The sequence below is a fragment of the Micromonospora auratinigra genome, assembly GCF_900089595.1.
In the GTDB taxonomy this organism is placed as follows: domain Bacteria; phylum Actinomycetota; class Actinomycetes; order Mycobacteriales; family Micromonosporaceae; genus Micromonospora; species Micromonospora auratinigra.
The window spans coordinates 2,856,348-2,881,914 of sequence record NZ_LT594323.1 but is presented as its reverse complement, the minus strand read 5'-3'; the positions used below and the strand labels follow the sequence as shown (position 1 = coordinate 2,881,914).

25 protein-coding genes are annotated in these 25,567 nt (G+C 74.2%); 16 read left to right on the top strand and 9 right to left on the bottom strand.

Going from position 1 to position 25,567, the window contains the following annotated elements; genetic code table 11:
• Window positions 1-40: 40 nt before the first annotated feature.
• Window positions 41-1,282 carry a multidrug effflux MFS transporter gene (locus GA0070611_RS12620; protein ID WP_091663083.1) on the bottom strand — a complete coding sequence of 414 codons (1,242 nt, stop codon included), beginning with the start codon at window positions 1,280-1,282 and terminating at the stop codon, window positions 41-43.
• 82 nt (window positions 1,283-1,364) lie between these two features.
• On the opposite strand from GA0070611_RS12620, the gene GA0070611_RS12615 reads away from it, so the two are divergent.
• On the top strand, window positions 1,365-1,808 hold the full coding sequence (locus GA0070611_RS12615; protein ID WP_091663078.1) for a MarR family winged helix-turn-helix transcriptional regulator: 444 nt from the start codon (window positions 1,365-1,367) through the stop codon (window positions 1,806-1,808).
• Between the two features lie 137 nt (window positions 1,809-1,945).
• Here GA0070611_RS12615 and GA0070611_RS12610 read toward each other — a convergent pair whose 3' ends face one another.
• On the bottom strand, window positions 1,946-2,776 hold the full coding sequence (locus tag GA0070611_RS12610) for an MBL fold metallo-hydrolase (protein ID WP_091663074.1): 831 nt from the start codon (window positions 2,774-2,776) through the stop codon (window positions 1,946-1,948).
• Entirely contained in the window at window positions 2,773-3,204 is a 432-nt protein-coding gene (locus GA0070611_RS12605) for a thioesterase family protein (RefSeq protein WP_091663071.1), read from the bottom strand. The genes GA0070611_RS12610 and GA0070611_RS12605 overlap by 4 nt, the downstream gene beginning before the upstream one ends.
• Window positions 3,205-3,346: 142 nt before the next feature.
• Between GA0070611_RS12605 and GA0070611_RS12600 the strand changes: the two genes are divergently transcribed.
• The gene (locus tag GA0070611_RS12600; protein ID WP_091663068.1) at window positions 3,347-4,387 is read left to right on the top strand and encodes a phosphatase PAP2 family protein; all 1,041 of its coding nucleotides are present in this window, start codon (window positions 3,347-3,349) and stop codon (window positions 4,385-4,387) included.
• A 25-nt stretch (window positions 4,388-4,412) separates the two neighbouring features.
• Here the strand turns inward: GA0070611_RS12600 and GA0070611_RS12595 are convergent, their stop codons facing one another.
• The 3 genes from GA0070611_RS12595 to GA0070611_RS12585 form a co-directional block, all read right to left on the bottom strand.
• Window positions 4,413-5,690, bottom strand: a complete 1,278-nt coding sequence (locus tag GA0070611_RS12595) for a PH domain-containing protein (protein WP_231921504.1) — start codon at window positions 5,688-5,690, stop codon at window positions 4,413-4,415.
• Window positions 5,691-5,989: 299 nt separating this feature from the next.
• Window positions 5,990-6,517 (bottom strand): PH domain-containing protein, encoded by a 528-nt coding sequence (locus tag GA0070611_RS12590; protein WP_091663063.1) that lies wholly within the window; start codon window positions 6,515-6,517, stop codon window positions 5,990-5,992.
• Window positions 6,518-6,547: 30 nt separating this feature from the next.
• Window positions 6,548-6,778 (bottom strand): hypothetical protein, encoded by a 231-nt coding sequence (locus GA0070611_RS12585; RefSeq protein WP_091663058.1) that lies wholly within the window; start codon window positions 6,776-6,778, stop codon window positions 6,548-6,550.
• 239 nt (window positions 6,779-7,017) lie between these two features.
• Between GA0070611_RS12585 and GA0070611_RS12580 the strand changes: the two genes are divergently transcribed.
• From GA0070611_RS12580 to GA0070611_RS12545, 7 genes are all read left to right on the top strand, one after another.
• On the top strand, window positions 7,018-8,127 hold the full coding sequence (locus GA0070611_RS12580; protein ID WP_091663053.1) for an AAA family ATPase: 1,110 nt from the start codon (window positions 7,018-7,020) through the stop codon (window positions 8,125-8,127).
• Window positions 8,106-9,101, top strand: coding sequence for a DUF58 domain-containing protein (locus tag GA0070611_RS12575; protein ID WP_167604498.1), 996 nt, complete (start codon window positions 8,106-8,108; stop codon window positions 9,099-9,101). The genes GA0070611_RS12580 and GA0070611_RS12575 overlap by 22 nt, the downstream gene beginning before the upstream one ends.
• Window positions 9,098-10,048 carry a VWA domain-containing protein gene (locus GA0070611_RS12570; protein WP_091663046.1) on the top strand — a complete coding sequence of 317 codons (951 nt, stop codon included), beginning with the start codon at window positions 9,098-9,100 and terminating at the stop codon, window positions 10,046-10,048. Before GA0070611_RS12575 ends, GA0070611_RS12570 begins: the two co-directional genes overlap by 4 nt.
• Before the next feature lie 669 nt (window positions 10,049-10,717).
• On the top strand, window positions 10,718-11,422 hold the full coding sequence (gene fabG, locus GA0070611_RS12560; protein WP_091663039.1) for a beta-ketoacyl-ACP reductase: 705 nt from the start codon (window positions 10,718-10,720) through the stop codon (window positions 11,420-11,422).
• A gap of 20 nt (window positions 11,423-11,442) precedes the next feature.
• Window positions 11,443-12,210 (top strand): enoyl-ACP reductase FabI, encoded by a 768-nt coding sequence (gene fabI, locus GA0070611_RS12555; protein ID WP_091663034.1) that lies wholly within the window; start codon window positions 11,443-11,445, stop codon window positions 12,208-12,210.
• Between the two features lie 116 nt (window positions 12,211-12,326).
• Entirely contained in the window at window positions 12,327-13,358 is a 1,032-nt protein-coding gene (locus tag GA0070611_RS12550; RefSeq protein ID WP_091672832.1) for a ferrochelatase, read from the top strand.
• Window positions 13,307-14,173 (top strand): HAD-IIA family hydrolase, encoded by an 867-nt coding sequence (locus GA0070611_RS12545; RefSeq protein ID WP_197675915.1) that lies wholly within the window; start codon window positions 13,307-13,309, stop codon window positions 14,171-14,173. The genes GA0070611_RS12550 and GA0070611_RS12545 overlap by 52 nt, the downstream gene beginning before the upstream one ends.
• Window positions 14,174-14,185: 12 nt before the next feature.
• Here GA0070611_RS12545 and GA0070611_RS12540 read toward each other — a convergent pair whose 3' ends face one another.
• Complete coding sequence (locus tag GA0070611_RS12540) at window positions 14,186-14,980, bottom strand: hypothetical protein (RefSeq protein WP_091663029.1); 795 nt, start codon at window positions 14,978-14,980, stop codon at window positions 14,186-14,188.
• A 160-nt stretch (window positions 14,981-15,140) separates the two neighbouring features.
• Here GA0070611_RS12540 and GA0070611_RS12535 point away from each other — a divergent pair, with 160 nt between their 5' ends.
• Entirely contained in the window at window positions 15,141-15,953 is an 813-nt protein-coding gene (locus GA0070611_RS12535; RefSeq protein WP_091663026.1) for a DUF3097 domain-containing protein, read from the top strand.
• A gap of 372 nt (window positions 15,954-16,325) precedes the next feature.
• Here the strand turns inward: GA0070611_RS12535 and GA0070611_RS12530 are convergent, their stop codons facing one another.
• Entirely contained in the window at window positions 16,326-17,639 is a 1,314-nt protein-coding gene (locus GA0070611_RS12530) for a serine hydrolase domain-containing protein (protein ID WP_091663022.1), read from the bottom strand.
• 164 nt (window positions 17,640-17,803) lie between these two features.
• Between GA0070611_RS12530 and GA0070611_RS12525 the strand changes: the two genes are divergently transcribed.
• The 5 genes from GA0070611_RS12525 to GA0070611_RS12505 all read left to right on the top strand — a co-directional run bounded on the left by GA0070611_RS12525 (window position 17,804) and on the right by GA0070611_RS12505 (window position 24,210).
• Window positions 17,804-19,267, top strand: coding sequence for an RNA-guided endonuclease InsQ/TnpB family protein (locus GA0070611_RS12525; RefSeq protein WP_091663018.1), 1,464 nt, complete (start codon window positions 17,804-17,806; stop codon window positions 19,265-19,267).
• Between the two features lie 67 nt (window positions 19,268-19,334).
• The gene (locus GA0070611_RS12520) at window positions 19,335-19,808 is read left to right on the top strand and encodes an NfeD family protein (protein WP_091663015.1); all 474 of its coding nucleotides are present in this window, start codon (window positions 19,335-19,337) and stop codon (window positions 19,806-19,808) included.
• Window positions 19,809-19,813: 5 nt separating this feature from the next.
• Complete coding sequence (locus tag GA0070611_RS12515) at window positions 19,814-20,920, top strand: SPFH domain-containing protein (protein ID WP_091663012.1); 1,107 nt, start codon at window positions 19,814-19,816, stop codon at window positions 20,918-20,920.
• 151 nt (window positions 20,921-21,071) lie between these two features.
• The gene (locus GA0070611_RS12510) at window positions 21,072-21,866 is read left to right on the top strand and encodes a hypothetical protein (RefSeq protein WP_091663008.1); all 795 of its coding nucleotides are present in this window, start codon (window positions 21,072-21,074) and stop codon (window positions 21,864-21,866) included.
• A gap of 145 nt (window positions 21,867-22,011) precedes the next feature.
• On the top strand, window positions 22,012-24,210 hold the full coding sequence (locus GA0070611_RS12505) for a transglycosylase domain-containing protein (RefSeq protein WP_091663003.1): 2,199 nt from the start codon (window positions 22,012-22,014) through the stop codon (window positions 24,208-24,210).
• Between the two features lie 63 nt (window positions 24,211-24,273).
• On the opposite strand, the gene GA0070611_RS12500 is transcribed toward GA0070611_RS12505, so the two are convergent.
• Complete coding sequence (locus tag GA0070611_RS12500) at window positions 24,274-24,879, bottom strand: dTMP kinase (protein ID WP_091663000.1); 606 nt, start codon at window positions 24,877-24,879, stop codon at window positions 24,274-24,276.
• Between the two features lie 123 nt (window positions 24,880-25,002).
• On the opposite strand from GA0070611_RS12500, the gene GA0070611_RS12495 reads away from it, so the two are divergent.
• Entirely contained in the window at window positions 25,003-25,563 is a 561-nt protein-coding gene (locus GA0070611_RS12495) for a dihydrofolate reductase family protein (protein ID WP_091662997.1), read from the top strand.
• Window positions 25,564-25,567: the final 4 nt, after the last annotated feature.

The following is a 25,567-nucleotide window of genomic DNA, read 5'->3' as shown; positions in this document are numbered from 1 at the left end:
TCCGGGAAAGTGCGGCTTCGGGGAGGGGCGCGGCCTGTCGTTACGGCGTCGGCGCGGGGCGGCGGGGGCGGGTGAGGGTCAGGACGGCGGTCAGCGAGAGGGCTGCGGCGCCGGCCAGGACCACCGCCATCGGCACGGCGCTGCCCGCGCCGCCGAGCCCGACCAGGGGCGCGGCCAGCGCGCCGACCACCGACTGCACCCCACCCATCAGCGCGGCGGCGGTGCCGGCGTGCCGGGCGTGCGCGTCCAGGGCCAGCGCCGTGCTGTTCGGCATCACCATGCCCAGCGAACCGACGAAGACGAAGAGGGTGACCGCGACCAGCGCCACGCTGCCGGCGAGCGCCCCGCTCAGCACGCCGGCCGCCGCGACGGCGCTGACCAGCAGGGTGGTGACCAGCAGCCGGCGCGGTCCGGCGCGGTCGAGCAGCCGGGCGTTGGCCTGGCCCATCGCCACCAGAGCGAGCGCGTTGAGCCCGAAGATCAGGCTGAACGCCGTCGCCGACACCCCGAAGACGTCCTGGAACACGAACGACGACCCGGAGATGTACGCGAAGAGCCCGGCGAACGCGAAGCCCTGGGTCAACGCGTACCCGAGGTAGACCCGGTCGGCCAGCAGCGACCGCATGGTCCGGGCGGTGGCGGCCAGACCCCCGGTGCTGCGCCGCTCGACCGGCAGGGTCTCGGGCAGGCGCAGGGCGACCGCGACGGCGAGCAGCGCGCCGATCACGGCCAGGGTCAAAAAGACCGCCCGCCAGGAGCCGACCTTCAGCACCAGGCTGCCCACGCTCGGCGCGGCCACCGGCGCGACGCCGAAGACCAGGGTGAGCCGGGAGAAGTACTTCGCCGCGGCCCGACCCGAGTAGAGGTCGCGGACCACCGCGCGGGCGACCACCACCCCCATCCCGCCGGCCAGGCCCTGGGCGAAGCGGGCGGCGGCCAGCGCGGGAGCGTTCGGCGCGACCGCGCAGACCAGTGCCAGCAGGGCGTACCCGACGACGCCGACCAGCACCGGGCGGCGTCGGCCCCAGCGGTCGCTGAGTGGACCGGTGACGAGCTGACCCAGGGCGAGCCCGACCAGGCAGGTGGTCAGCGAGAGCTGGATCTGGGCCTGGTCGGCGCCCAGCTCCCGGGTCATCGCCGGGAACGCCGGCAGGTACATGTCCAGCGAGAGCGGGCCGATGGCGGTCAGCGTGCCGAGCAGCACCAGCAGGGTGACCCCACCGGCCCGCGGGGTCGGCGCGGCGACGGTCGGGCGCACGGTCGTCGGCGCGCTGCGGCTCACGAGCAGGTCCCTCCGGAGGTGGTGATCTCCGATAACCTTAGCTCTGTACTCAGAACTGTTGCGATGTGAAGAAGGTGACCCGGTGCCGACCGACGAGGCCACCGCCCGGCTCGGGGCGGTGCTGGGGGAACTGCACCGGCTGCTCCGCCGCACCGCCGGCGCCCGCGCCCGCCGCGAGGTCCTGCCCGAGGCCCAGGTGGAGCTGTTGCTGCTGGTCCGCGCCGAGCCGGCGATCAGCGGCAAGGAGGCGGCCCGCCGGCTCGGCACCGCCCCGAACACCGTCAGCACCCTGGTCCGCGATCTGGTCGACGCCGGCCTGCTCGACCGGGAACGTGACCCCGCCGACCGCCGGGTGATCCGGCTGCGGATCACCGACGCCGCCCGCGCCCGGATGGCCGAGCACGAACGGCACCGCACCGCCCTGCTCACCGAGGCCCTGACCGCGCTGCCCCCCGCCGACCGCGCCACCCTCGCCGCTGCCGTCCCCGCCCTCGACCGCCTCCTGCACACCCTCCGCCACCCCTGACCCCACCCCGTGCCGGGCCGTACCCCCGCGATCTTGCAGTTTGTGCCCTCTCCTCGGGGCTTTCGTCGCTTTCGTCGGGGCAGAAACCGCAAGATCGCGGGCTGCGGCGGAGAGGGGCGGGAGGGGGCGGGAGGGGGTTAGGGGGTGCCGTCGAGTTCGGCGTAGCCGCGGCGGGCGGCGGTCAGGCCGGGGCGGGCGCCGAAGGGGGACTCCGCGGCGACGCGCTCGGGCGGCGCGCTGCCGGTGTGGCCGGCCCGGATCAGCCAGGCCTGCTCGACCAGTTGGGCGTGCTGGGCGCGGACGAACTCCGCGTCCACCGGCGTGCCGTGTCCCGGCACCACCACCGTGCCGGGTGTGGTGAGCCGCAGCAACTCGGCCAGCGCGTCCGGCCACTGCAACGGGTACGACTCCTCGAAGGCCGGCGGTCCGCTCTGCTCCACCAGGTCGCCGGCCACCAGCACGTCCGCGTCCGGCACGTGCACCACGAGGTCGGCGTCGGTGTGCCCGTGACCGGGATGGCGCAGCACCACGCGCCGCCCGCCGACGTCCAGCACCGCTTCGGCGCGTACCGGGTGGGTGGGGGCGAGCAGTTCGGTGCCGGCCAGCTCGGCGGCCAGCTCCGGCTGCTCGTCGCGCATCTCCTCGTACGCCGCCCGGCGCAGCTCGTCCGGGCGGTCGCGCAGCGCGGCGACGGCCAGCGCGTGCGCGTACACCGGTCGGGGTGGGTCGGCGGCCAGCGTGGCGTTGCCGAAGCAGTGGTCGAAGTGGTGGTGGGTGTTGACGATGGTCCACGGGTGCGGAGTGACCCGCCGGGCCGCCTCCGCCAGCTCCCGGGCCTGCCCGGCGGTGGAGAGGGTGTCCACCAGCAGCGCCCCGCCGTCGCCGACCACCAGCGTCACGTTCACCTGCAGCAGCGGGTCGCGCAGCACGTGCACGCGGTCGGCGACCTCGACGAAGCGGCCGGTCATGACGCCCGCGCCGGTACGCCGCCCGGCCGGCCGCCCAGCGCCCGGTCGACGAAGCGCTGCCGGTCGACCAGCACCCGCTCGACCCGTCCCTCGGCGACCGTCTCGTCGCCCTCGGTCACGGTCACCGTGAACAGCAGCCGCCGGCCGTCGACCTCGGCCAGCCGGGCCCGGGCCACCACGGTCCGGCCGACCGGGGTGGCGGCCCGGTGCTCCAGCTCGACCCGGGACCCGACCGTCGTCGACCCCGGCGGCAGCCGGGTGGCGGTGGCCGCCACGGTCGCCGCCTCGGCGAGGGCGAGCACCCGGGGCGTGCCGAGCACCGGCACGTCGCCGGAACCCACCGCCTGCGCGGTGTCGGCGTCGGTCACGATCAGCTCGACGTGGGCGGACAGGCCCGGCGTCAGGGCCGGCTCCGGCTGCTCCTGCATGCCCCCGAGCCTACGGCCTGCTCCCTGACCCGGTGGAGTTGCGAGGCAGCGCGGCGGTGGGGGCACGGGCGGGGGTACGCCGGCCGGCCCTGCGGGTGGTCGCCGTCGGCCGATCCGTCGCCCGCCGTTAACCTTGACCGCGATGGCCGCCGTGACAGACCCCCAGCCCCCCGCCCCGACCGGAGCCACCGACGCAGCCGACGGCGGACGCCGTCGGGTGGTGGCGATGACGATCTGGGGCGTCGCCTTCGTGGGCGCCTGGCTCGCCATCGGTCTGCCCACCGACCCGGCGTACGCCTTCCTGTGGATCTGGGCCGGCACCGTCGCCTGGAACTCGGCGCGCCCGTGGCGCAGCCACCTGCGCTTCGCGCGGGACTGGATTCCGGTGGTGCTGCTGCTGGCCGCGTACAACCTGTCCCGGGGGTTCGCCGACAACGGCGCGACGCCGCACGCCATGGAGCTGATCGTCGCCGACCGGTTCCTGCTCGGCTGGGCCACCGGCGGACAGGTGCCCACCGTCTGGCTCCAGCAGCACCTCTACGACCCCGACCGGGTGCACTGGTGGGACGTGGCGGTCAGCTGGGTCTACTTCTCGCACTTCGTGGCGACGCTGGCCGCCGCCGCCGTGCTCTGGATGCGCAACCGGGAGCGCTGGGGCGCGTACATGCGGCGCTGGGGTTTCCTGTGCGCCGCCGGCCTGGTCACCTACTTCCTCTACCCGGCCGCCCCGCCCTGGTGGGCGGCGCAGAACGGCCTGCTCACCGAGGTCGCCCGGATCTCCACCCGGGGCTGGAAGGCGATGGGCATGCACGGTGCCGGCAACCTGCTCAACGCCGGACAGATCGCCTCCAACCCGGTGGCCGCGATGCCGTCCCTGCACACCGCGTTCGCCCTCTTCGTGGTGCTCTTCTTCCTCGGCTCGGTGCGCCGGCGGTGGTGGCCGCTGCTGCTGGCGTATCCGCTGGCGATGACCTTCACGCTGATCTACAGCGGCGAGCACTACCTGATCGACGTGCTGGTCGGCTGGGCGTACGTCGGACTGACCTTCCTGGTGGTCGGCCTGGCCGAGCGCTGGTGGGCGGCCCGCCGCGCCCGTACCGCCACCTCCCCGCCCGAAGCCGTCCCCGAGGCCGCCGCGCCGGACCCGACCGCCACCCCGACGGCCGTCCCCGCCGACCGCTGAGCGCGCCGAGAGGGGCCGGGCCGGGTCAGCGGCGGCGGGCGAGTTCGGCGCGGGCGGTCAGCTCGGCGGCCAGGCGCCAGGCCTCGGCGACGTCGCGGTCCAGGGCGACCGCCCCGGAGCCGCCGGCCGTGTCCGCGTGCACGGTGGCCAGGCGCAGCCGCCGCTGAGCGGGGCCCTGGGTCACCCGTACGCTCTGGATCCGCGCGTACGGCACCAGCGTCAGCCGGCGGGTGAGCAGTCCGGAGCGGGCCACGAAGACCTCCGCGTCGAGGCCGGCGCCGACCGCCGCCCGGGACAGCGGGCGCAGCCACCGGGCCCGTGGCGGCGGCGGCGTCCAGGGCAGCGCGTCCAGCCGTACGCCGGGCAGCACCGCCGCCACGACCAGCGCGCCGGTGCCGGCGTCACCGACCGGCAGCAGCCGGTCCGGGCGGTTCCGGTCGTCCGGCTCGGCGGCCGAGTAGCCGGCCACCTCCAGTCGCAGCCGCAGCCAGCCCTTCGTCCGCCAGAGCAGCGGCCAGGTCACCCCGACGGTCTGCACCCGGTGCAGCGGCACGGTCTGTACCCGGGTCTCCAGCAGCCCATTGCGTACCCGGAGCCGGTCGGCGTCGCGGTCCAGCCGGAAGCCCCAGTCGTCGAGCACCCGGCGCACCGGTTGCAGCAGCACGCCGGCCATCGCGGTGAGCGTGCTGGCCACCGCGATGAACGACCAGGAACCCTCGGAGAGGAACTGGGCGACCACGAAGGCCAGGCCGAACGGCAGCAGGAACGCCTGCGGGGTGAGCAGTTGGCTGACCAGCAGGTCCTGGTTGCGGACGGTGTGCAGCCGGTGCTCCACCGGCAGCGGTACGGGTGCCGGGCCGGCCGCGGCGGGCGCGGTCGCCGCCGGCGGGTGGCCGGCCACGGCGAGCAGCCGCCCGCGCAGCGCGGTGGCCTCGGCCACCCCCAGGTACGCCAGGGGCGCCTCGGTCTTGCCCCCGCCGACCACCTCCAGGCGCAGCTCGGCCAGCCCGGTGAGCTGTGCCAGCAGCGGCCGGACCACCTCCACGGCCTGCAACCGCTCCAGCGGGATCGCCCGGGTTCGCCGCCAGAGCAGCCCCTCGTGCACCCGCAGTTCCCGCCCCACCACGTGGTAGCCGGTGTTCCACCAGCTGATCACGGAGAGCACGGTCGCGCCGAGCACGAAGACCGCGACCAGCACGGCGAACCACCCGAACCCGACCCGGGACAGCGTCGACCAGGAGAGCCCGGCGATCACCACCACCAGCGACTTCGCCCCGTGCAGCGCCGGGCTCAGCGGGTGCAGGCGTCGCCGTGGCTCCTCCCCGGCCGGCGCCGGCTGCGCCTCCCCGGGCCCGCCGGTCGGATCCGCGGCGGCGGTGCCGGGCCAGGTGGCCGACAGCGGCGGGGCGTGGCCGGGGCCGCCGAAAGGGTGCGGGACAGCGCTGCCGGGCCAGGTCGGCGGGTGCGGGGCAGCGTCGCCGGGCCCGTCGGGCCGGTGGACGGCCGGGTGCGCGACGGGCGGCGGCGGGGGAGGCGCGCCGCCGGGCCCGGCGGGCGGGTGCGGCGGTGGGCTGCCGGGCTCGGGCGAGGCCGCGCCCTGGCTCACAGGCCCTCCGCCCGGTCCTCGCCCAGCGCGGTCAACCGGTCCCGCAGCCGGGACGCCTCGGTCGGCCGCAGGCCGGGCACCCGGGCGTCGCTGGCCGCCGCGGCGGTGTGCAGCTGCACGGTGGCCAGGTCGAAGGCCCGCTCCAGCGGACCCGCCGAGACGTCCACGAACTGCATCCGCGAGTACGGGACGATGGACAACCGCCGGACCAGCAGCCCGTGCCGGACCAGCAGGTCGTGCTCGCGTTCGGCGTAGCCCCAGGCGCGTACCGCCCGGACGATGGTGACCGTGCGCCAGCCGGCCAGCAGCAGGACCAGCCCGAGGGCCGCGCCGAAGAGCCCGTACCCGGTGACCGCCCAGCCGAGGCCCAGCGCCACCAGGGCGACGGCGAGCAGCACGCCCAGCCGGATCAGCTCCACCCAGATCAGGTCGTGGGAGATCGGCTGCCAGCGCACGGTGTCCGGCCAGGGCTCCAGCGGGCCGGCCGGGGCGGGGGGCGGGCCGCCGGGGTGGTCACCGTTCACCGGGCGCTCCGCTGCGCTCGCTCTGCTCGCTCACGCTTCGAGCGTAGGCGATCCGGGGAGCCCGACCACCTCGCGCAGGAAGCCGCGTGCGTCGAGGAACGCGCCCAGCGACTCGCGGTGCTCGGCGCAGGCCAGCCAGGTCTTGCGCCGGTCGGCCTGGTGCAGGCGGGGATTGTTCCAGCGCAGTTCCCAGACGGCGGGGGCGCGGCACCCGCGCGCCGAGCAGATCAGCGCCTCGTCGGCGGGACTGGAGAAGGTCACCGGGGCGAGTCTAGATCGCGCGCCGGGAAGTTTAGCGCCGGGCGGCCACGGGGGGAGCCGCCCGGCGACGGGGTGAATCGTACACTCGCCGGACCCCTTGTTGTCCACCCGTGTTCAGCGTTTTCCGTGGGGCGTCACGGCGCGGCGAAAATCGCCCCTCTCCCGCCCTCGGCTCACAGCGAGGCATGACAGTCTTGGTACGCACCGCACCGCGACGACGACCAAGCTGTGGAGGACCGGTGGCCCAGCCGACCACACCCGACGCCCCGACCCCGAACGAGGCCGCGCCGGAGGCGCCGGCCCCGGCCGCGACCACTCCGGCGCAGGACGCCGGCCTGCTCGAGCGGGCGCTGTTCGAGATCAAGCGGGTGATCGTCGGCCAGGACCGGATGGTCGAGCGGATGTTCGTGGCCCTGCTCGCCCGGGGCCACTGCCTCCTGGAGGGGGTGCCCGGGGTGGCCAAGACCCTGGCGGTGGAGACGCTGGCCAAGGTCGTCGGCGGCTCGTTCGCCCGGGTGCAGTTCACCCCGGACCTGGTCCCGGCCGACATCATGGGCACCCGCATCTACCGGCAGTCCAGCGAGAAGTTCGACGTCGAGTTGGGCCCGGTGTTCGCCAACTTCCTGCTCGCCGACGAGATCAACCGGGCCCCGGCCAAGGTGCAGTCGGCGCTGCTGGAGGTGATGAGCGAGCGCCAGGTGTCGATCGGCGGCGAGAGCCACCGGGTGCCCGACCCGTTCCTGGTGATGGCCACCCAGAACCCGATCGAGCAGGAGGGCGTCTATCCGCTGCCCGAGGCGCAGCGGGACCGCTTCCTGATGAAGATCGTGGTGGGTTACCCGACCGACGCCGAGGAGCGGGAGATCGTCTACCGGATGGGCGTCGCCCCGCCGGAACCCGCCCGGGTCTTCGACACCGCCGACCTGATCGCCCTGCAACGCAAGGCCGACCAGGTCTTCGTGCACAACGCGCTGGTCGACTACGCGGTCCGGCTGGTGCTCGCCACCCGGGCCCCCGCCGAGCACGGCATGCCCGACGTGGCCCACCTGATCCAGTACGGGGCGAGCCCGCGCGCCTCGCTCGGCCTGGTCCGGGCCACCCGGGCGCTGGCCCTGCTGCGCGGCCGCGACTACGCGCTGCCGCAGGACGTGCAGGACATCGCCCCGGACATCCTGCGGCACCGGCTGGTGCTCAGCTACGACGCGCTGGCCGACGACGTACCGGCCGACCACGTGGTGCACCGGGTGATGTCGACCATCCCGCTGCCGGCGGTCGCGCCCCGGCAGCACGCCACCCCGCCGCCACCGGCCGCCCCGCACGCCGCCGGCTGGCCCGGGCAGCGGCCGTGACCCCACCCGGCCGGCTGCCCGCCTCCGGGGACCGTTCCGGCGCGGTGCTCTCGCGGTTGCAGCTCCTGGTCACCCGCAAACTCGACGGGCTGCTCCAGGGCGACTACGCCGGCCTGCTGCCCGGCCCGGGCAGCGAGGCGGGGGAGTCGCGCGAGTACCGACCCGGTGACGACGTACGCCGGATGGACTGGCCGGTCACCGCGCGCACGACGATGCCGCACGTGCGGCGGACGGTGGCCGACCGCGAGCTGGAGACCTGGCTGGCGGTGGACCTCTCGGCGAGCCTGGACTTCGGCACCGGGCAGTGGCTCAAGCGCGACGTGGTGGTCGCCGCGGCGGCCGCGCTGGTGCACCTGACGGTCCGGGGCGGCAACCGGATCGGCGCGGTGGTCGGCACCGGCGCGCCCGGGGCGGCGCGTGCCGGCTGGCGCGGGACCCCGCCGCCGGCCGGGCCGGGGACCCTGGTCCGGCTGCCCGCCCGGGCCGGGCGCAAGGAGGCGCAGGGGCTGCTGCGGACGATCGCCGGCACCGAGATCCGCCCCGGCCGCAGCGACCTGGGCGCGCTGGTCGACATGCTGAACCGGCCGCCGCGCCGGCGCGGGGTGGCGGTGGTCATCTCCGACTTCCTCGCGCCGCCGCCGCAGTGGGGGCGGCCGCTGCGCAAGCTGCGGGTCCGCCACGACGTGCTGGCGATCGAGGTGGTCGACCCGCGCGAGCTGGAGCTGCCCGACGTGGGGGTGCTGCCGGTGGTCGACCCGGAGACGGGGGAGCTGCACGAGGTGCAGACCGCCGATCCCCGGCTGCGCCGCCGGTACGCCGACGCGGCGGCCGCCCAGCGGGCGGCGGTCGCCACCGAGCTGCGCGCCGCCGGCGCGGCCCACCTGAGACTGCGTACCGACCGAGACTGGCTGCTGGACATGGTGCGGTTCGTCGCCGCGCAGCGACACGCACGTACCCGAGGGACGACCCGATGATCCGTTTTCTGCAACCGTGGTGGCTGCTGGCCGTGCTGCCGGTGCTCGCGCTGGCCGCCGCGTACGTCTGGCGGCAGTTGCACCGTCGGGCGTACGCGCTGCGCTTCACCAACGTGGACCTGCTGCGTACCCTCGCCCCGAAGGGGTTGGGCTGGCGCCGGCACGTCGCGGCCACCGCGTTCCTGCTCTGCCTGCTGGTGCTGGCCACCGCGATGGCCCGGCCGGCGATGGACACCAAGGAGCCGCTGGAGCGGGCGACGGTGATGCTGGCCATCGACGTGTCGCTGTCCATGCAGGCCGACGACGTCGCGCCGAACCGGCTGGAAGCGGCGCAGGAGGCGGCCAAGCAGTTCGTCGGGGAGCTGCCGGAGAGCTACAACCTCGGCCTGGTCTCGTTCGCCAAGTCGGCGAACGTGCTGGTGTCGCCGACCAAGGACCGGGCGGCGGTGACCACCGCCATCGACGGGCTGGTGCTGGCCGAGGCGACCGCCACCGGCGAGGCGGTCTTCACCTGCCTGGAGGCGATCCGCTCGGTGCCGGCCGACGGCGCGGCGGGCATCCCGCCGGCCCGGATCGTGCTGCTCTCCGACGGCTACCGGACGGCGGGGCGGTCGGTGGAGGAGGCGGCCGCGGCGGCGCAGGCGGCCAACGTGCCGGTCTCCACCATCGCGTTCGGCACCGACTCGGGGCAGGTGGACATCAGCGGTCAGCTCCAGCGGGTGCCGGTGGACCGGATGGCGTTGTCCCAGCTCGCCGAGACCACCCAGGGCTACTTCTACGAGGCCGCGTCGGTGAGCGAGCTGAAGCAGGTCTACCAGGACATGGGCAGCTCGATCGGGTTCCGGACCGAACCCCGGGAGATCACCCAGTGGTACGCGGGGATCGCGCTGCTGCTGGCGCTCTGCGCGGGTGCGGCGAGCCTGCTCTGGTCGTCCCGCCTGATCTGAGGCGCGCCGGCCGACGCGGTCACCGACGGTCGGCCGGCGTAGCGGTCGATGGCGCCGGGTCGGCGCAGTGGTCGATGGCGCCGGGTCGGCGTAGCGGTCGGTGGCGCCGGGTCGGCGCAGCGGTCAGTGACCGCCGCCGGCCAGGACGAAGAGGACGGCCACCCAGACGGCGGCGAGGGTGAAGCCCAGCGGGGCGACGTAACGGCTCATGGGACAGCTCCGTGGCGACGGACGGTCCGGGCAGGGCGGACCGCGGGAGTGGCTCAGGATGAACGCACACGAAGTCGTGACCGGGTGCTCCGGGCCGCGCGCCACTGGTGCCCCGGCAGGTGGCCGAGGGACGGGTGGTGTGCCCGGGCGGGGAGCGGGGTCAGCCGCGCCGACTGAGTCGTGGCTCAGCGGGGCTGACGATCGGCCCGGCCACGACTGGGAGGATCGCTATCTCGCACAGCGATCACCTCCTGCGGTCGGCGGGGTCCGGTGGCGGGCGGTCCACGCCCGCGAACGCGATCATCGTACACCGGCGCGGCGCGCCGCACGCACTCGGCCGACCGGCCCCCGGGCCTCCGGCCGACAGGGCCACCACGCAGGCCCGGGGTTAGCGCTTACCTGCCGGTAACCCCTAGGCTCGCCAGCGACCGAGAGATCAGCTGAGCTTCAGGGGGAACCGTGGCCCGTACCGTGCTGGTGACCGGCGGGAACCGGGGGATCGGCCTGGCCATCGCGCAGGCCTTCGCCAAGCAGGGTGACCGGGTGGCGGTGACCCACCGCAGCGGCGACGCGCCCGAGGGGCTCTTCGGCGTGAAGTGTGACGTCACCGACGCCGCCTCCGTCGACGCCGCGTTCAGCGCGATCGAGGCGGAGCTGGGCCCGGTCGAGGTGCTGGTCGCGAACGCCGGCATCACCGACGACACGCTCATCATGCGGATGTCCGACGAGCAGTTCACCCGGGTCCTCGACACCAACCTCACCGGCTCCTTCCGGGTCGCCAAGCGGGCCTCGACCAAGATGCTGCGGGGCAAGTGGGGCCGGATCATCTTCATCTCCTCGGTGGTCGGCCTGTACGGCGGCGCGGGCCAGGTCAACTACGCGGCCAGCAAGGCCGGCCTGGTCGGGGTGGCCCGCTCGATCACCCGCGAGCTGGGCAGCCGCAACATCACCGCGAACGTGGTGGCGCCCGGCTTCATCGAGACCGACATGACGGCCGCGCTGCCCGAGGAGCGCCAGAGCGAGTACCGCAAGGCCATCCCGGCCGGCCGGTTCGCGCAGCCGGAAGAGGTCGCGGGCGTGGTCACCTGGCTCGCCTCGGAGTCCGCCGGGTACATCTCCGGCGCCGTGATCCCGGTCGACGGCGGCCTGGGCATGGGTCACTGAGAAACGTACGGAGGAACTCGATGTCAGGACTGCTCGCCGGCAAGCGACTGCTGGTGACCGGCGTCATCACCGACGCCTCGATCGCCTTCTCGGTGGCGAAGCTCGCCCAGCAGAACGGCGCCCAGGTCGTGCTCACCGGCTACGGCCGGCTCTCCCTGGTCGAGCGGATCGCCAAGCGGCTGCCCGAGCCGGCCCCGGTGATCGAGCTGGACGTGACCAGCCCCGAGCAGCTCGCCGGGCTGGCCGACAAGGTGCGCGAGCACGTCGACGGCCTCGACGGCGTGGTGCACTCGATCGGCTTCGCCCCGCAGAGCTGCCTCGGTGGCGGCTTTCTCGACGCGCCGTGGGAGGACGTGGCGACGGCGTTGCAGGTCTCCACGTACTCCTACAAGTCGCTGGCCATGGCGGCGCTGCCGCTGATGTCGGCGGGCGGCGCGGTGGTCGGGCTCACCTTCGACGCCACCAAGGCCTGGCCGGTCTACGACTGGATGGGCGTGGCCAAGGCCGGTCTGGAGTCCGCCTCCCGCTACCTCGCGCTGCACCTGGGCAAGCAGGGCATCCGCAGCAACCTGGTCGCGGCCGGCCCGCTGCGCACCATCGCGGCCAAGTCGATCCCCGGCTTCGAGCAGTTCGAGGACGCCTGGACCGAGCGGGCCCCGCTGGGCTGGAGCCTCACCGACCAGGAGCCGGCCGCCCGGGCCTGCCTGGCGCTGCTCTCCGACTGGTTCCCGGCCACCACCGGCGAGATCGTGCACGTCGACGGCGGCTACCACGCCATCGGCGCCTGAACGGCACCTCCGACGGGCCCACCGCCGACGCCCCGGGCGCGGCAGTGGGCCCGATCACCGTTCGCGACCAGGGGGCGCGGCATGCCCGCCGGCTGCGGCGGGGAAGAATGGACCCCATGGTGTACGACGCGTTGGTGCTGGTCTCCTTCGGCGGGCCGGAGCGGCCCGAGGACGTGCTGCCCTTCCTGCAGAACGTGACCCGGGGGCGGGGTGTCCCGCCCGAGCGGCTCGCCGAGGTCGCCGAGCACTACCTGCACTTCGGCGGGGTCTCCCCGATCAACCAGCAGTGCCGCGAGCTGCTCGCCGCGATCCGCGCGGACTTCGCCGCGAACGGCGTCGACCTGCCGGTCTACTGGGGCAACCGGAACTGGGACCCGATGCTCGCCGACACCGTGGCGCGGATGCGCGACGACGGAATCACCCGGGCGCTGGCCTTCGTCACCAGCGCGTACGGCGGCTACTCCTCCTGCCGGCAGTACCAGGAGGACATCGCCGCCGCCCGGGCCGCGGTCGGCCCCGACGCCCCGGTGATCGAGAAGCTGCGCCAGTTCTGGGACCACCCGGGCTTCGTCGAGCCGCACACCGACGCGGTGCGCACCGCGCTCGCCCAGCTCGACCCGGCGAAGCGGGACAGCACCCGGCTGGTCTTCACCGCGCACTCGATCCCCCAGTCGGCGGCCGCCACCGCCGGCCCGCAGGGCGGCCGGTACACCGCCCAGATGGCGGAGACCGCCCGGCTGGTGCACGCCGCCGCCGCGCCCGACCTACCGTACGACCTGGTGTGGCAGAGCCGCTCCGGGCCGCCGCAGGTGCCGTGGCTGGAGCCGGACATCAACGACCACCTGACCACCCTCGCCGGGCAGGGTGTGACGAGTGTCGTGGTGAGCCCGATCGGGTTCGTCTCCGACCACCTCGAGGTGGTCTGGGACCTGGACACCGAGGCCCTCGACACGGCCAAGCAGCTCGGCCTGGACTTCGTCCGGGCCGGCACGCCGGGCACCGACCCGCGGTTCGTGACGATGGTCCGCGAGCTGGTCCAGGAGCGCACCACCCCCGGCGGCGAGCGGCTGCGGCGCCGGCTCGGCGAGCTGCCCATGTGGGACACCTGCCCGACCCCGTGCTGCGTGCCCCCGGCCCGCCGTCCCTGACCCCGACCGACTCCGACACCCCCTGGGGACGACAGATGCATGACCGCAAGCCCGTGCAGAGCTGGCTCACCGACATGGACGGCGTGCTGGTGCACGAGGGCCAGCCGGTGCCCGGAGCCCCCGAGTTCGTGCAGAAGCTGCGCGCCTCCGGCAAGCCCTTCCTGGTGCTGACCAACAACTCCATCTACACGCCGCGCGACCTGCAGGCCCGGCTGGTCCGGATGGGGCTGGACGTGCCGGAGGAGGCGATCTGGTCGTCCGCGCTGGCCACCGCCAAGTTCCTCGACGACCAGCGGCCGGGCGGCACCGCGTACGTGATCGGCGAGGCCGGCCTGACCACGGCGCTGCACGCGGTCGGCTACGTGCTCAGCGACTTCGCGCCCGACTACGTGGTGCTGGGGGAGACCCGCACCTACAGCTTCGAGGCGATCACCAAGGCGGTCCGGCTGATCAACGACGGGGCCCGGTTCATCTGCACCAACCCGGACGTGACCGGCCCGTCGGTGGAGGGCGCGCTGCCGGCCGCCGGCTCGGTCGCCGCGATGATCTCCAAGGCGACCGGGGTGGAGCCGTACTTCGTCGGCAAGCCCAACCCGATGATGATGCGCTCGGCGCTGAACACCATCGAGGCGCACTCGGAGAGCACCGCGATGATCGGCGACCGGATGGACACCGACATCCTCTGCGGCCTGGAGGCCGGGCTGGAGACCATCCTGGTGCTCACCGGCATCAGCAGCCGGACCGAGGCGGAGCGCTACCCGTACCGGCCGTCGCGGATCGTCAACTCCGTCGCCGACCTGATCGACGAGATCTGAGCCGGGCCCGGCTCAGGGGCGCAGCGGGGCGTTGCAGGCGGCTACCAGCGCCTGCCGGCACGCGGTGGTGAGCGGGCGCAGCGCCGCGTCCCGCTGCTGCGCCTCGTAGGTGTTCACCGCGCCGCCGGGCGCGCTCTCCCCGGCCAGGGCGAGCACCCGGTCCAGCACGGCGGCGCGGGCGAAGAGCCGGCGGGCGCGCGGGTCGAAGCCGGGCGGCAGGTCGGTGGTGCCGTCGGGACGGCGCAGCGCGGCGAGCGCCCCGGCCAACTCGGGCCGCCACTGCGCCACGTCGAGCCGGGTCAGCGCCGCCGTCGTCTCGGCGAGCGCGGCGGCCAGCTCGGCCTCCGCCTCGGCCGCGCCGGGCGCGGCCAGCGACGCCTTCGGCGCGTCGGCCGGCAGCGGGTGCACCCGCCAGAGGACGGTCTCCCAGGTCATCCCCGAGCCGGAGGTGTGGCTGCGTACCTCGGGGACGAGGCCGAGCCCGCTGGCCACCACGGCCTCCCCGGCCAGCAGCGCCGCGCCGGTGAAGTCGCCCGGGCCGGGCAGGCCGCGCGGGTCGCCGGGCGCCGGCAGGACCAGGCGGATCTCGTCCGGCGAGAGCTTGGCCAGGCTGGGCAGCGCCTCCCGCAGGGAGACGTCGGTCCAGGTGCCGGGGGCGTCCGCGACCAGGTGCTCCTCGTCGCCGGCGATGGCGTCGGCGACCTCGTCGAAGGGCACCAGGCCGGCGCGCCAGGCGCGGACCCAGGCAACGAACCGGCTCGACCGGCGCGGAGCCAGTACGGCCGCGCCCGCTGCGGGGGAGGACATGCCGAAAGGGTACGTGGTGCCCACCGCCCGTGTCTCGGCTGCCGCTCCGGCGGCGTGACCTGCCCCCAACTACCCCGTTCGCCCCGTTCTGCGCCCGTGGCGGGACCGTCGGGCGGCGCGTCGCCGAGCGGCATGCCGGGTCGCTGGCTAGCGTGATCGCATGGCGGGGCGATACGACGGTGACGTGCTGGCGGGCGACTGGCGACGGCGGAAGGTGGTCCCCGAGGTGGACGCCGAGCCGGACCTGGTGGTCGAGGACGCGGAGTCCGGGTTCTGCGGCGCGGTGGTCGGCTTCGAGTCCGGCGCGGTCGTGTTGGAGGACCGGCACGGCCGGCGGCGCAACTTCCCGTTGCTGCCCGCCGCCTTCCTGCTCGACGGCGCGCCGGTCACCCTGCGCCGTCCGGCGCGCGCCCCGGTGCCCGCCGCGCGTCGCCGGACCGCCTCCGGCTCGATCGCGGTGGACGGGGTACGCGCCCAGGTGGCCAAGGCGAGCCGGATCTGGGTCGAGGGCGTGCACGACGCCGCGCTGGTCGAGCGGATCTGGGGCGACGACCTGCGGATCGAAGGCGTGGTGGTGGAACCGCTCGACGGCATCGACGCGCTCGCCGCCGAGGTTCGCGCGTTCGCCCCCGGTCCGGGTCGCCGCCTCGGCGTGCTCGTCGACCACCTGGTGCCCGGCTCCAAGGAGAGCCGGATCGTGGCCACCGTGACCTCGCCGCACGTGCTGGTCACGGGGCACCCCTATGTGGACGTCTGGCAGGCGGTCAAGCCGCGGGCGGTGGGCATCCCGGCCTGGCCGGTGGTGCCGCCGGGGCAACCCTGGAAGGAAGGGGTCTGCGCCGCGCTCGGGGTGGCCGAGCCGGCGGACCTGTGGCGGCGCATCCTGTCCCGGGTGGACGGTTTCGCCGACGTGGAGACGCCACTGATCAACGCGATGGAGCGGTTGATCGACTTCGTCACCGATTCTTCGTAGCGGTTGCGGTTGGGGCCGGTGGCGACCGTGCCCGGCTCCGGGCGGTCAGGCTTGATCCCTGCGCCGGGCACGGTCGCCCCCGGCCCGTCGGGGGTGCGGCTACGTGGGTCGGTTTCGCGTGGTCGTGGGGGACGACCACTGTGGTGCTACGGACCTGATGACCTGAACAGATCGCGGGTCGAGTCGTTCACGTCATCAAGTTCGTAGCCTCCCCTGGCTCTCCCTCACCCCGCGCGCCCCGCGCACCCGTGAGGCTGCCGCGCTTCGCCGATCTCGCGCTTCCGGCCTCTCGTCCGGGGAATTGGCGGCTTTTGTCGGGGCCAAAAGTGCAAGATCGGCGGCGCGAGAGCGGCGGGGGTGAGGGAGGGTGCGTCAGGGCTCCTGGTCGGGGGTGCGGGTGAGGACGAAGGTGGCGATGTCCAGGGCGACCGGGTGGCCGGCGTCGTCGCGGATCACGGTGAGCAGTTCGCCGTCCTGGTTGCCGGAGCGGCCCCGCCAGCGGTCCGGGCCCTCCGGGCTGAACCGGAGCGTCGGCCGGCCGAGCTGGCCGCCCACCAGGTCGCCGTCGGCGTCCACCCGGAACTCGTACTCGCCGCCCATCCACCACCAACGGCCGGTCAGTCCGGCCAGGTCGGCGGCGGGTGCCTCGGCCGGACGCCACGGGACGGGCGGGGTCGGCTCGGCGTCCAGCACCAGGGTGAGCACCTCCCGGGCGAGCCCGACGACGTGGTGGCCGCGGCTCAGCCCGTAGGAGTTGGCGAAGTCGACCACGGCGGTCCGGCTGGGCCGGTGCACCACCAGGCCGGCGACGTATCCGGGCATCGAGCCGCCGTGCCCGACGTACACCCGCTCGCCGACCCGGTAGAGCTCCACGCCGAGGCCGTGCCCGCCGGTCCAGGAGTCCAGGTCGCTGATCACCACCGGGGCGCACATCTCGGTGAGGGTGGCCGGGTCGAGCAGGGCCGGGTCGGGGTCGGCCAGGAAGGCCGCCCAGCGGGCCAGGTCGGCGACGGTCGACCAGAGCTGCCCGGCCGGGGCCATCGCCCGGGTGTCGGTACGCGGCTCCTCGCGCAGCGTGTCGTGCCAGGGGTGCACCACGTAGCCGCGGGCGTACGGCTCGCTCGGGTGGTACGTGGTGCGGTCCATGCCCAGGGGCGTCAGCAGCCGCTCGCGCAGCAGCTCGGCCCAGGGGGTGCCGGTGAGCCGCTCCAGCATCCCGCCGAGCAGCCCGTACGCCAGGTTGGAGTAGTGGTAGACGCGGTGCGGCGGGTGGGCGATCTTCTCCGGGGTCAGCCCGGCGAGCAGGGTGGCCAGGTCGACGCCCTCCGCCCGCTCCCACCACTGCCCGTCCGGTTCCCGTTGCAGGCCCCCGGCGTGCCCGAGCAGCTGCCGGACGGTGAGCGCGCCGACCGGGGTGCCGGGCAGGTGCCGCTCGAGGGGGTCGTCGAGGCCGAGCCGGCCGGCGTCGCGTTGCTGGAGCACGAGCACGGCCGTCATGGTCTTGCTGATCGAGCCGATCCGGTACTGCAGGTCGGCGTCCGGGCTCGGGTGTGCGCCGGCGACCGCGAGGTGGGCGAGGTCGCCGTCGCGGACCACGCCGAGGGCGACCGACGGGCCGCGCCCCTCCGCCTGGGCCCGGGCCACCAGATTGTCCACTCGTCGGCCGGTCTCGGGCAGCAGGACCATGGAGTCTCCTCGTCGCGTCGGGCGGTCCGTTGAGCCTACGGCGTGTTTCGTAGGTGAGCCGCTGGTGGTGGAGGTTCTGGGCGGCAGGCGTCGGTCGGCGTTGTGGGTATGGGGTTGCGTGGTGGTGGGTTGTTTGTCGGTGGTGGGTGGCATGGTGTGCTGCCGTGGCCCGTTTCGCCACGTTCCGGTTCTGTCTGGACCCGACCGGCGAGCAGGAGATCATGTTGCGTCGGCACGCGGGTGCGGCCCGGTTCGGCTTCAACCAGTGTCTGCGGTTGGTGAAGGACGCTGTGGACGGCATGCGTCGTGGCGAGACGGTCGGGAAGGTGCCGTGGTCGGGATTCGACCTGATCAACGCGTTCAACAGGTGGAAACGGTCGGGTGAGGCAGGCCGGGTGATGGTCGCCGCCGGTGACGGGACCGTCACGGTGCAGGTGACCGGTCTGTCCTGGCGGGGCGAGGTGTGTCAGCAGGTTTTTGAGGAAGCCGTGGTTGATCTCGGTCGCGGCCTGTCCGCGTACACCGCGTCGCGCACGGGCGGTCGGCGGGGGCGCCGGGTCGGTTTCCCGAGGTTCAAGTCGAAGAGACACGCGCCGCTGTCGTTCCGGATCCGTAACAGGACCTCTGCGACGGGTCGGGCGAGCATCCGGGTGGGCGAGCAGGCACCGCGCACGGTAACGCTTCCCGGCATCGGGGTGCTCAAGGTGCGGCAGGACACCCGTCGGCTGCGGCGCATGCTGGCCAAGGGGCGCGCGAAGGTCGTGTCCGCCACGGTCAGCCATCGGGCCGGCCGGTGGTCGGTCTCGCTGACCTGTGAAGCTGCCGACCTGCATGACGCCCGCCGCCACCAGCCGATGACCTCCGCGGGGTGGGTGGGTGTCGATCGGGGGTTGTCGACGTTCGTCGCCGCAGCGCGCGCCGACGGCACCCCGGTCCTGCGCGTCGACGGCTGGCCACGGCCCGCCCGCACCGAAATGGCCCGCCAGCGACGACTGGCCCGTGATGTCACCCGCAAGCAGCGCGGCTCCCGCAACCGGGCCAAGGCCGCGGCCCGCCTCGGCCGTCACCACGCCCACACCGCCGCGGTCCGGCACCGTTTCCTGCACCAGGTCTGCAACCGGCTGGTCAATACCCACGACCGGCTGGCCATCGAGACCCTCACCATCAGCGGCATGCTCGCCAACCGGCGCCTGGCGGCGGCGGTCGCCGACGCGGCATGGGGCGAGCTGGCCCGCCTGCTGACCTACAAGCAGCAGTGGCGCGGCGGCCAACTGGCTCTGGTCGACCGCTGGTACCCGTCGACGAAGACCTGCTCCGCATGCCGGACGGTCGGCCCGGCGATGCCTCTGCACCAGCGCATGTTCACCTGCCAGACGTGCGGCTACCAGGCGGATCGGGACCACAACGCCGCGGTCAACCTCGCCATCTGGGCCGAGCAGCACCACGCCCAGGTCCGGGACCTCCCCGCAGGGGGCCCGGTCACCAACACCCGCCGAGGGGAAGGCACTGGCCCACGCACACGCGCGGGCGAAACCAGCCCCGATGACGCAGGAACCGCACCCACCCCACCCGGGGTGAGGCGCGGACGCCCGAGAAGGGCGCTGTCTCACCACTCCACCAAGTGGTGAAACAGGCCGCAGGCGATCCGATCATGACAATTCGATGACACGTGCGTCCACGTGTCACGATCGTGGGGTGGACGCGGTGGTGTGGGTCGTACTGGGTGTGCTGCTGGCGGTCGCCGAGATCTTCACGACGACGCTCTTCCTGATCATGTTCGCGGCCGGCGCGTTCGCCGCCGCCGGAGCCGCCGCGCTCGGCGCCCCGGTGGCGCTGCAGGCGGTCGTCTTCGCGGTGGTCTCGGCGCTCTCGGTGGCGGTGGTCCGGCCGGTGATCCGGCGCCACGCCCGCCCGGCGCTGGAGAGCGGCGAGCAGCCGTTCGGCGTCGACGCCATCGAGGGGGCGACGGCGCTGGTGCTGGAGCCGGTCGACGCCGAGCGGGGACTGGTCAAGATCGACGGTGAGCTGTGGAGCGCCCGGTCGTACGACGCCACGCAGCGCTACGCCGAGGGTGAGCGGGTGCAGGTGATAAAGGTCCGGGGCGCGACCGCCCTGGTCTGGCAGGACGAGATTTCCGGCCCGGGCGCACTGCCCGAAGCGAAAAGGTGAGCGGTATGGAATTTGCAGCGATCCTGTTGATCGCCGTCGCGGTGATCGTCGTGGTGACGCTGGTCAAGGCGGTGCGGATCGTTCCGCAGCAGCGGCAGGACGTGGTCGAGCGGCTGGGCCGCTACAAGCGCACCCTGAACCCGGGGCTCAACCTGCTGGTGCCCTACATCGACGCGGTGCGCACCAAGGTCGACATGCGCGAGCAGGTGGTCAGCTTCCCGCCGCAGCCGGTGATCACCTCGGACAACCTCGTCGTGTCGATCGACACGGTGCTCTATTTCAAGGTGGTCGACTCGGTCCGGGCCACCTACGAGATCTCCAACTTCCTCCAGGCCATCGAACAGCTCACCGTCACCACGCTGCGCAACGTGATCGGCTCGCTGGACCTGGAGCGGGCGCTGACCAGCCGCGAGGAGATCAACCGGCACCTCTCCGGCGTGCTGGACGAGACCACCGGCCGGTGGGGCATCAAGGTCACCCGGGTCGAGATCAAGGCGATCGAGCCGCCGCCGAGCATCCGCGACTCGATGGAGAAGCAGATGCGCGCCGAGCGGGACCGGCGCGCCGCGATCCTCAACGCCGAGGGGCACAAGCAGTCGCAGATCCTCACCGCCGAGGGTGAGAAGCAGGCCGCCGTGCTGCGCGCCGACGGTGACCGGCAGGCCCGGATCCTGCAGGCGGAGGGCCAGGCGAAGGCGATCCGTACCGTCTTCGACGCGATCCACCAGGCCAACCCGAGCCAGAAGGTGCTCGCCTACCAGTACCTGCAGGCGCTGCCGCAGATCGCCAACGGCACCGCCAACAAGGTCTGGATCGTGCCGACCGAGCTGACCAGGGCTCTGGAGGGGATGGGCGGCGCGCTCGGCGGGCTGGCCAACATGGTCGGCGACGTGCCCTCGCCGGAGGTGGCGAAGAGCGCCGGCGAGGTCGAGCGCGAGGCCGCCGAGGCGGCGCGGGCCGCGGCCACCGCAGCCCAGGAGATCCACGACGAGGTACGCGTCGCCGAGGCGCAGGCCACCGGCGGCTCCGCGCCGCAGGGGCTGCCGGCCCCCGAGCCGGTCTCCCCGGAGAGCCTGCTCCAGGACCCGGCGGACCGTCGCGAACGGGGCTGATCCGGGGCCGTCCCGACCGGGACGGTAAATGCGAGAAAGCCTCATCCGGCGCCCCGGCGCCTGCCACCATCGGTCCTGAGGACCGGTGGCGAGCGGGAGCCGGGGCGCCGTGGCGCGTCCGGGCCCCGCCCGCAGGCGAGCGAGGTGAGGCATGAAGGATCCGGCGAACAGTCTGTTCTCCCGCACCCCGGTGCCCGGCGCGCACGACCCGGCCGGGCCGCTCGGCAGCCGGCGTACCGGGGGTGGGTTCGGGGTGCTGCCGTTCGTCTCCGAGCCCGGACCGGGCGTGCCGGCCACCGACGCCAGTTGGGCCTGGTCGGTCCGGCGCTTCGCCCGCGCCGCGGTCTGGCTGCTGCCCGCGTACGCGGTGCTCTACGGCGTGGTCGCCTGGGCCAGTGACGGCGGGGTCGGCAACGACCCCTACCCGGCCGACGGCCGGCCGCTCTACCTGGTCGGCTGGGTGGCCTCGGTCTGGCTCGGCCTGCTCGCCCTGCTGGCGCTCACCGGCCTGCTCGCCGCCACCCGCTGCCGCCGGGTGGCCCTCGCGGGGCTGCTGGCCAGCATCGGCGGGATGGTGCTGATGCTGCCCTTCGCCGGCCTCGCCGAGCAGACCCCGGTCTTCGGCACCACCGCCCGCGCGATCGTGCTGGTCGGGGCGACCTGCTACAGCCTCGGCTGGTTCCTCACCGGCTGGTCGGTGGCCCGCTCCGGCATGTTCTCCTACGGCGACGGGATCATGCTGATGATCGCCGCCCCGCTGCTCGGCCTCGGCGGCGCGCTGATCGGCTCGCTCCAGACGTTCGGCGCGATCTTCGTGCTGGTCGCCGGGATCGGCATCGGCTACCGCTCCGGCCGCCTGGTGCCCGAGACCATCGCCCGCGACGCGGCCACCGCCAGCGTCGCCAGCACCCCGGCCCCACCCGGCACCGGCCCGCTGCCGAGCTGAGGGCGTTCTCGGACCGGACATCCGGGCGGAGACCGGACGGCGCACCCGGGACCGGGCGCCGGGAAGCTGGGAAGTGACCGTGAGGTAACTGACAGTTGCCTGGCGGAGTGGCCTGCTCCGGCCCGGCGCGGTCATCCTGGGGTTCATGCCGTCTCCCCGGACGCCGCTGTCGCGGCTCTTCACCGTGCTGCTCGCCGGCGTCCTCGCCGGGCTCGCCCTCGCGGTTGCCGCGCTGCCGGGCAACCTGCTCGGCGGATTCGTCGCCAAGGCCTCCCTGGGCGCGTACGCGGAGCTGCCCGACGCGCTGCGCACCCCCGCGCAGCCCCAGCGCTCCTACCTCTACGCCAACGACGGCAAGACCCTGATCACCACGTTCTACGACGTGAACCGCACCGACGTGCCGCTGGCCGAGATCGCCCCGGTGATGCGCCAGGCGATCGTCGCCGCCGAGGACCGCCGCTTCTACTCGCACGGCGGCGCCGACCTGCGCGGCATCGCGCGGGCCCTGGTCGCCAACGTCAAGGGTGGCGGCACCGAGCAGGGCGGCTCCACGCTGACCATGCAGTACGTCCGCAACGTGCTCAAGACCGACCCCAGCCGCACCGCCGAGCAGCGGCAGGCCGCCACCGAGCAGACCGTGGGCCGCAAGCTCCAGGAGATCCGGTACGCGACCGCGCTGGAGAAGTCGCTGAGCAAGGACGAGATCCTCAACCGCTACCTCAACATCGCCTACTTCGGCTCCGGCGCGTACGGCGTCGCCGCCGCCAGCCAGCGCTACTTCGGCAAGGCGCCCGCCGACCTGACCCTGGGCGAGGCGGCCCTGCTCGCCGGCCTGGTCCAGTCGCCGGACGAGTACAGCCCGATCGACGGGGACAAGGCGCAGGCCGTGGCGCGCCGCGGGTACGTGCTCGACGCGATGGCCGAGACCGGCGCGATCACCGCCCAGCAGGCCGCGACGGCGAAGGCGGAGAAGCTGACCCTGCGCCCGACCGCCCAGCCCAACGGCTGCACCGCGACCGCCCAGGGCCACGACGACTGGGGCTTCTTCTGCGACTACCTGCGCCAGTGGTGGCTCGGCCAGCCGGCCTTCGGCAACACCGCCGAGGAGCGCGAGCAGGCGCTGCGCCGCGGCGGCTACTCCGTCGTCACCACCCTCGACCCGAAGGTCCAGCAGACCGCGCAGGAGCAGGCCACCAAGGTCTACGGGTACGACGACAAGCGGGCGCTGCCGATCGCGGCGATCGAGCCGGGCACCGGCCGGGTGCTCGCGATGGCGGTCAACCGGCACTACAGCCTGGCCGACAACCCGTCCGGGCAGGCCAACCACCCGAACACCGTCAACCCGCTGATCTCCGGCGGCGCGAGCGTCGACGGGTACCAGGCCGGCTCCACCTTCAAGCTGTTCACCATGCTGGCCGCGCTGGAGGCCGGCAAGCCGCTCGCCACCGGCTTCGACGCCCCGGAGAAGCTGCCCACCCGCTACGCCTCCGACGCCGAGGGCAACTGCGACGGCAAGTGGTGCCCGGCGAACGCCAACCCGGAGTGGATGGACGGCTACCGGATGATGTGGGACGGCTTCGGCCGCTCCGTGAACACCTACTTCGTCTGGCTGGCCGAGCAGGTCGGTGAGGACAAGGTGGTCGAGATGGCGCAGCGGCTCGGGATCACCTTCCGCGCCGACTCCGACGCCGCCTTCGCGAAGAACGACGCGAGGAACTGGGGCGCGTTCACCCTGGGCGTGGCCGCCACCACCCCGCTCGACCTGGCCAACGCGTACGCCACCGTGGCCGCCGAGGGGACGTACTGCACCCCGCAGCCGGTGGTCTCGGTGACCGCCGCCAACGGGGACAAGGTCGCCGTCGGGCAGCCCTCCTGCAAGAAGGTGCTGGACACCGACGTGGCCCGGGCCGCCACCGACGCCGCCCGCTGCCCGGTCGGCCAGCAGTCCGCGTACGGGCAGTGCAACGGCGGCACCGCCACCGCGGTGAACCGGATCGTCGACCGGCCGGTGGCCGGCAAGACCGGCAGCTCCGAGCAGAACGCCACCGAGACCTTCGTCGGCTTCACCCCGCAGGTGGCCGTCGCCGGCATCGCCGCCAACCCGGACGACTCCACCGACCTGGTCGGCTCGGCCGTGCAGGCCAAGGTGATCGACGCGGTGGCCCGGACCATCCGGACCGCGGTCGACGGCAAGCCGGTCCTGGACTTCACCGCGCCCAGCCGCGAGCTGGCCGGCGACCCGCAGCGCCCCGAGCCGAGGCCGTCCCCGAGCCCCACTCCGCAGCCGGACCGCAGCGTGCCGGCCGACATCCTGCGCTGGCTCCAGGGCCGCGGTCGCGGCTGACAGGTTGCAAGGAAGGGCCCCGTTACCCGCTTCAGGCGTGGAGAGGGGGCCCTTCCCCGCGCCTCAGCGGGGGTCGACCAGCGGCGACACCGCGCGATCGAGCGCGACGGCCACCTCGTCGCGGTCGCCGTCCCCGTCGAGCACCACGAACGAGCCGAAGTCCGGCAGCGCCCGGTAGGCGGCGTCCAGCGCCCGCAGGTGGCGCAGCTCCTCGGTGTCGATGCCGCGCTCGACCACCCGCCGCTGCGCCACCGCCGGGGTGGTGGCCAGGAAGCAGACCACCGTCGGACGCGGAAAGAGCGCGTACGCGGCCCGCACCGCCCGCCGCCCCCGGTCGCCGCGGGCCGTCATGATCACGTCCTGGCACCAGGTCCAGCGGTCCAGCACCGCCACCCGCCCGGTCAGCCGGGTCACCAGCACCGTGCGGGTCATCGCCAGCGCGCGCACCGACGCCTCCAGCGCCGGGTAGAGGGGGCGGCCGAAGAGCGCCACCCCGTCGGGCCGGCCGAGCGCCCGGGCCAGCCGGTTCCACAGCGGCCGCCCGCCCGCGTTCTCGAAGTACCGGGCCGACACGCCCGCCGCGGTCAGCCGCCGGGCCAGCGCCCGCGCCTGGGTGCTCTTGCCGGAACCGTCGACGCCGACCAGGGCGATCATCACCGTGCGGGACACCCGTCGGACGGTAGCCGCCGCCGGCAAGAGGAAGTTCCCCTGCCGGTGTCGGATCCGGCCGGTCGGCGCCGACCCACCGGTGAGCGCGCCCGCCGGGGGCGCACCGGTACGCGGAGGAACACCATGGGCAGGGTCATCTACTGGATCAACCAGTCGGTCGACGGCTTCATCGAGGGGCCGAACGGCGAGTTCGACTGGCCGCAGATGGGCGAGGAACTGTCCGCGTACGCCGTCGCGCACAGCGAGCGGGCCGGCGCGTTCGCCTACGGCCGCCGGGTCTGGGAGATGATGTCCTGGTACTGGCCGCAGGCCGAGTCGATCTCCGGCCACCCGCACGACCTGGCGTTCGCGCCGATCTGGCGGCGTACCCCGAAGATCGTCCTGTCCCGGACCCTGGACGCGGCGGACCACGGCGCCCGGGTGGTCGGCCGCGGCGACCTGGCCACCGAGTTCGCCGCGGCCTGCGCGCAGGTCGACGGCGACGTGCTGCTCACCGGCGGCACCGGCGCGGCGGAGGCGCTGACCGCGCTCGGGCTGATCGACGAGTACCAGACGGTGGTGCACCCGGTGCTGCTCGGCGGTGGCAAGCCGATGCTCGCCCACGTCGGCCGGCTCGACCTGCGCCTGGTCTCCACGCGCGGCTTCGACGGCCGGTCGGTGCTGCTGCGCTACGTGCGCGCGTGACCCC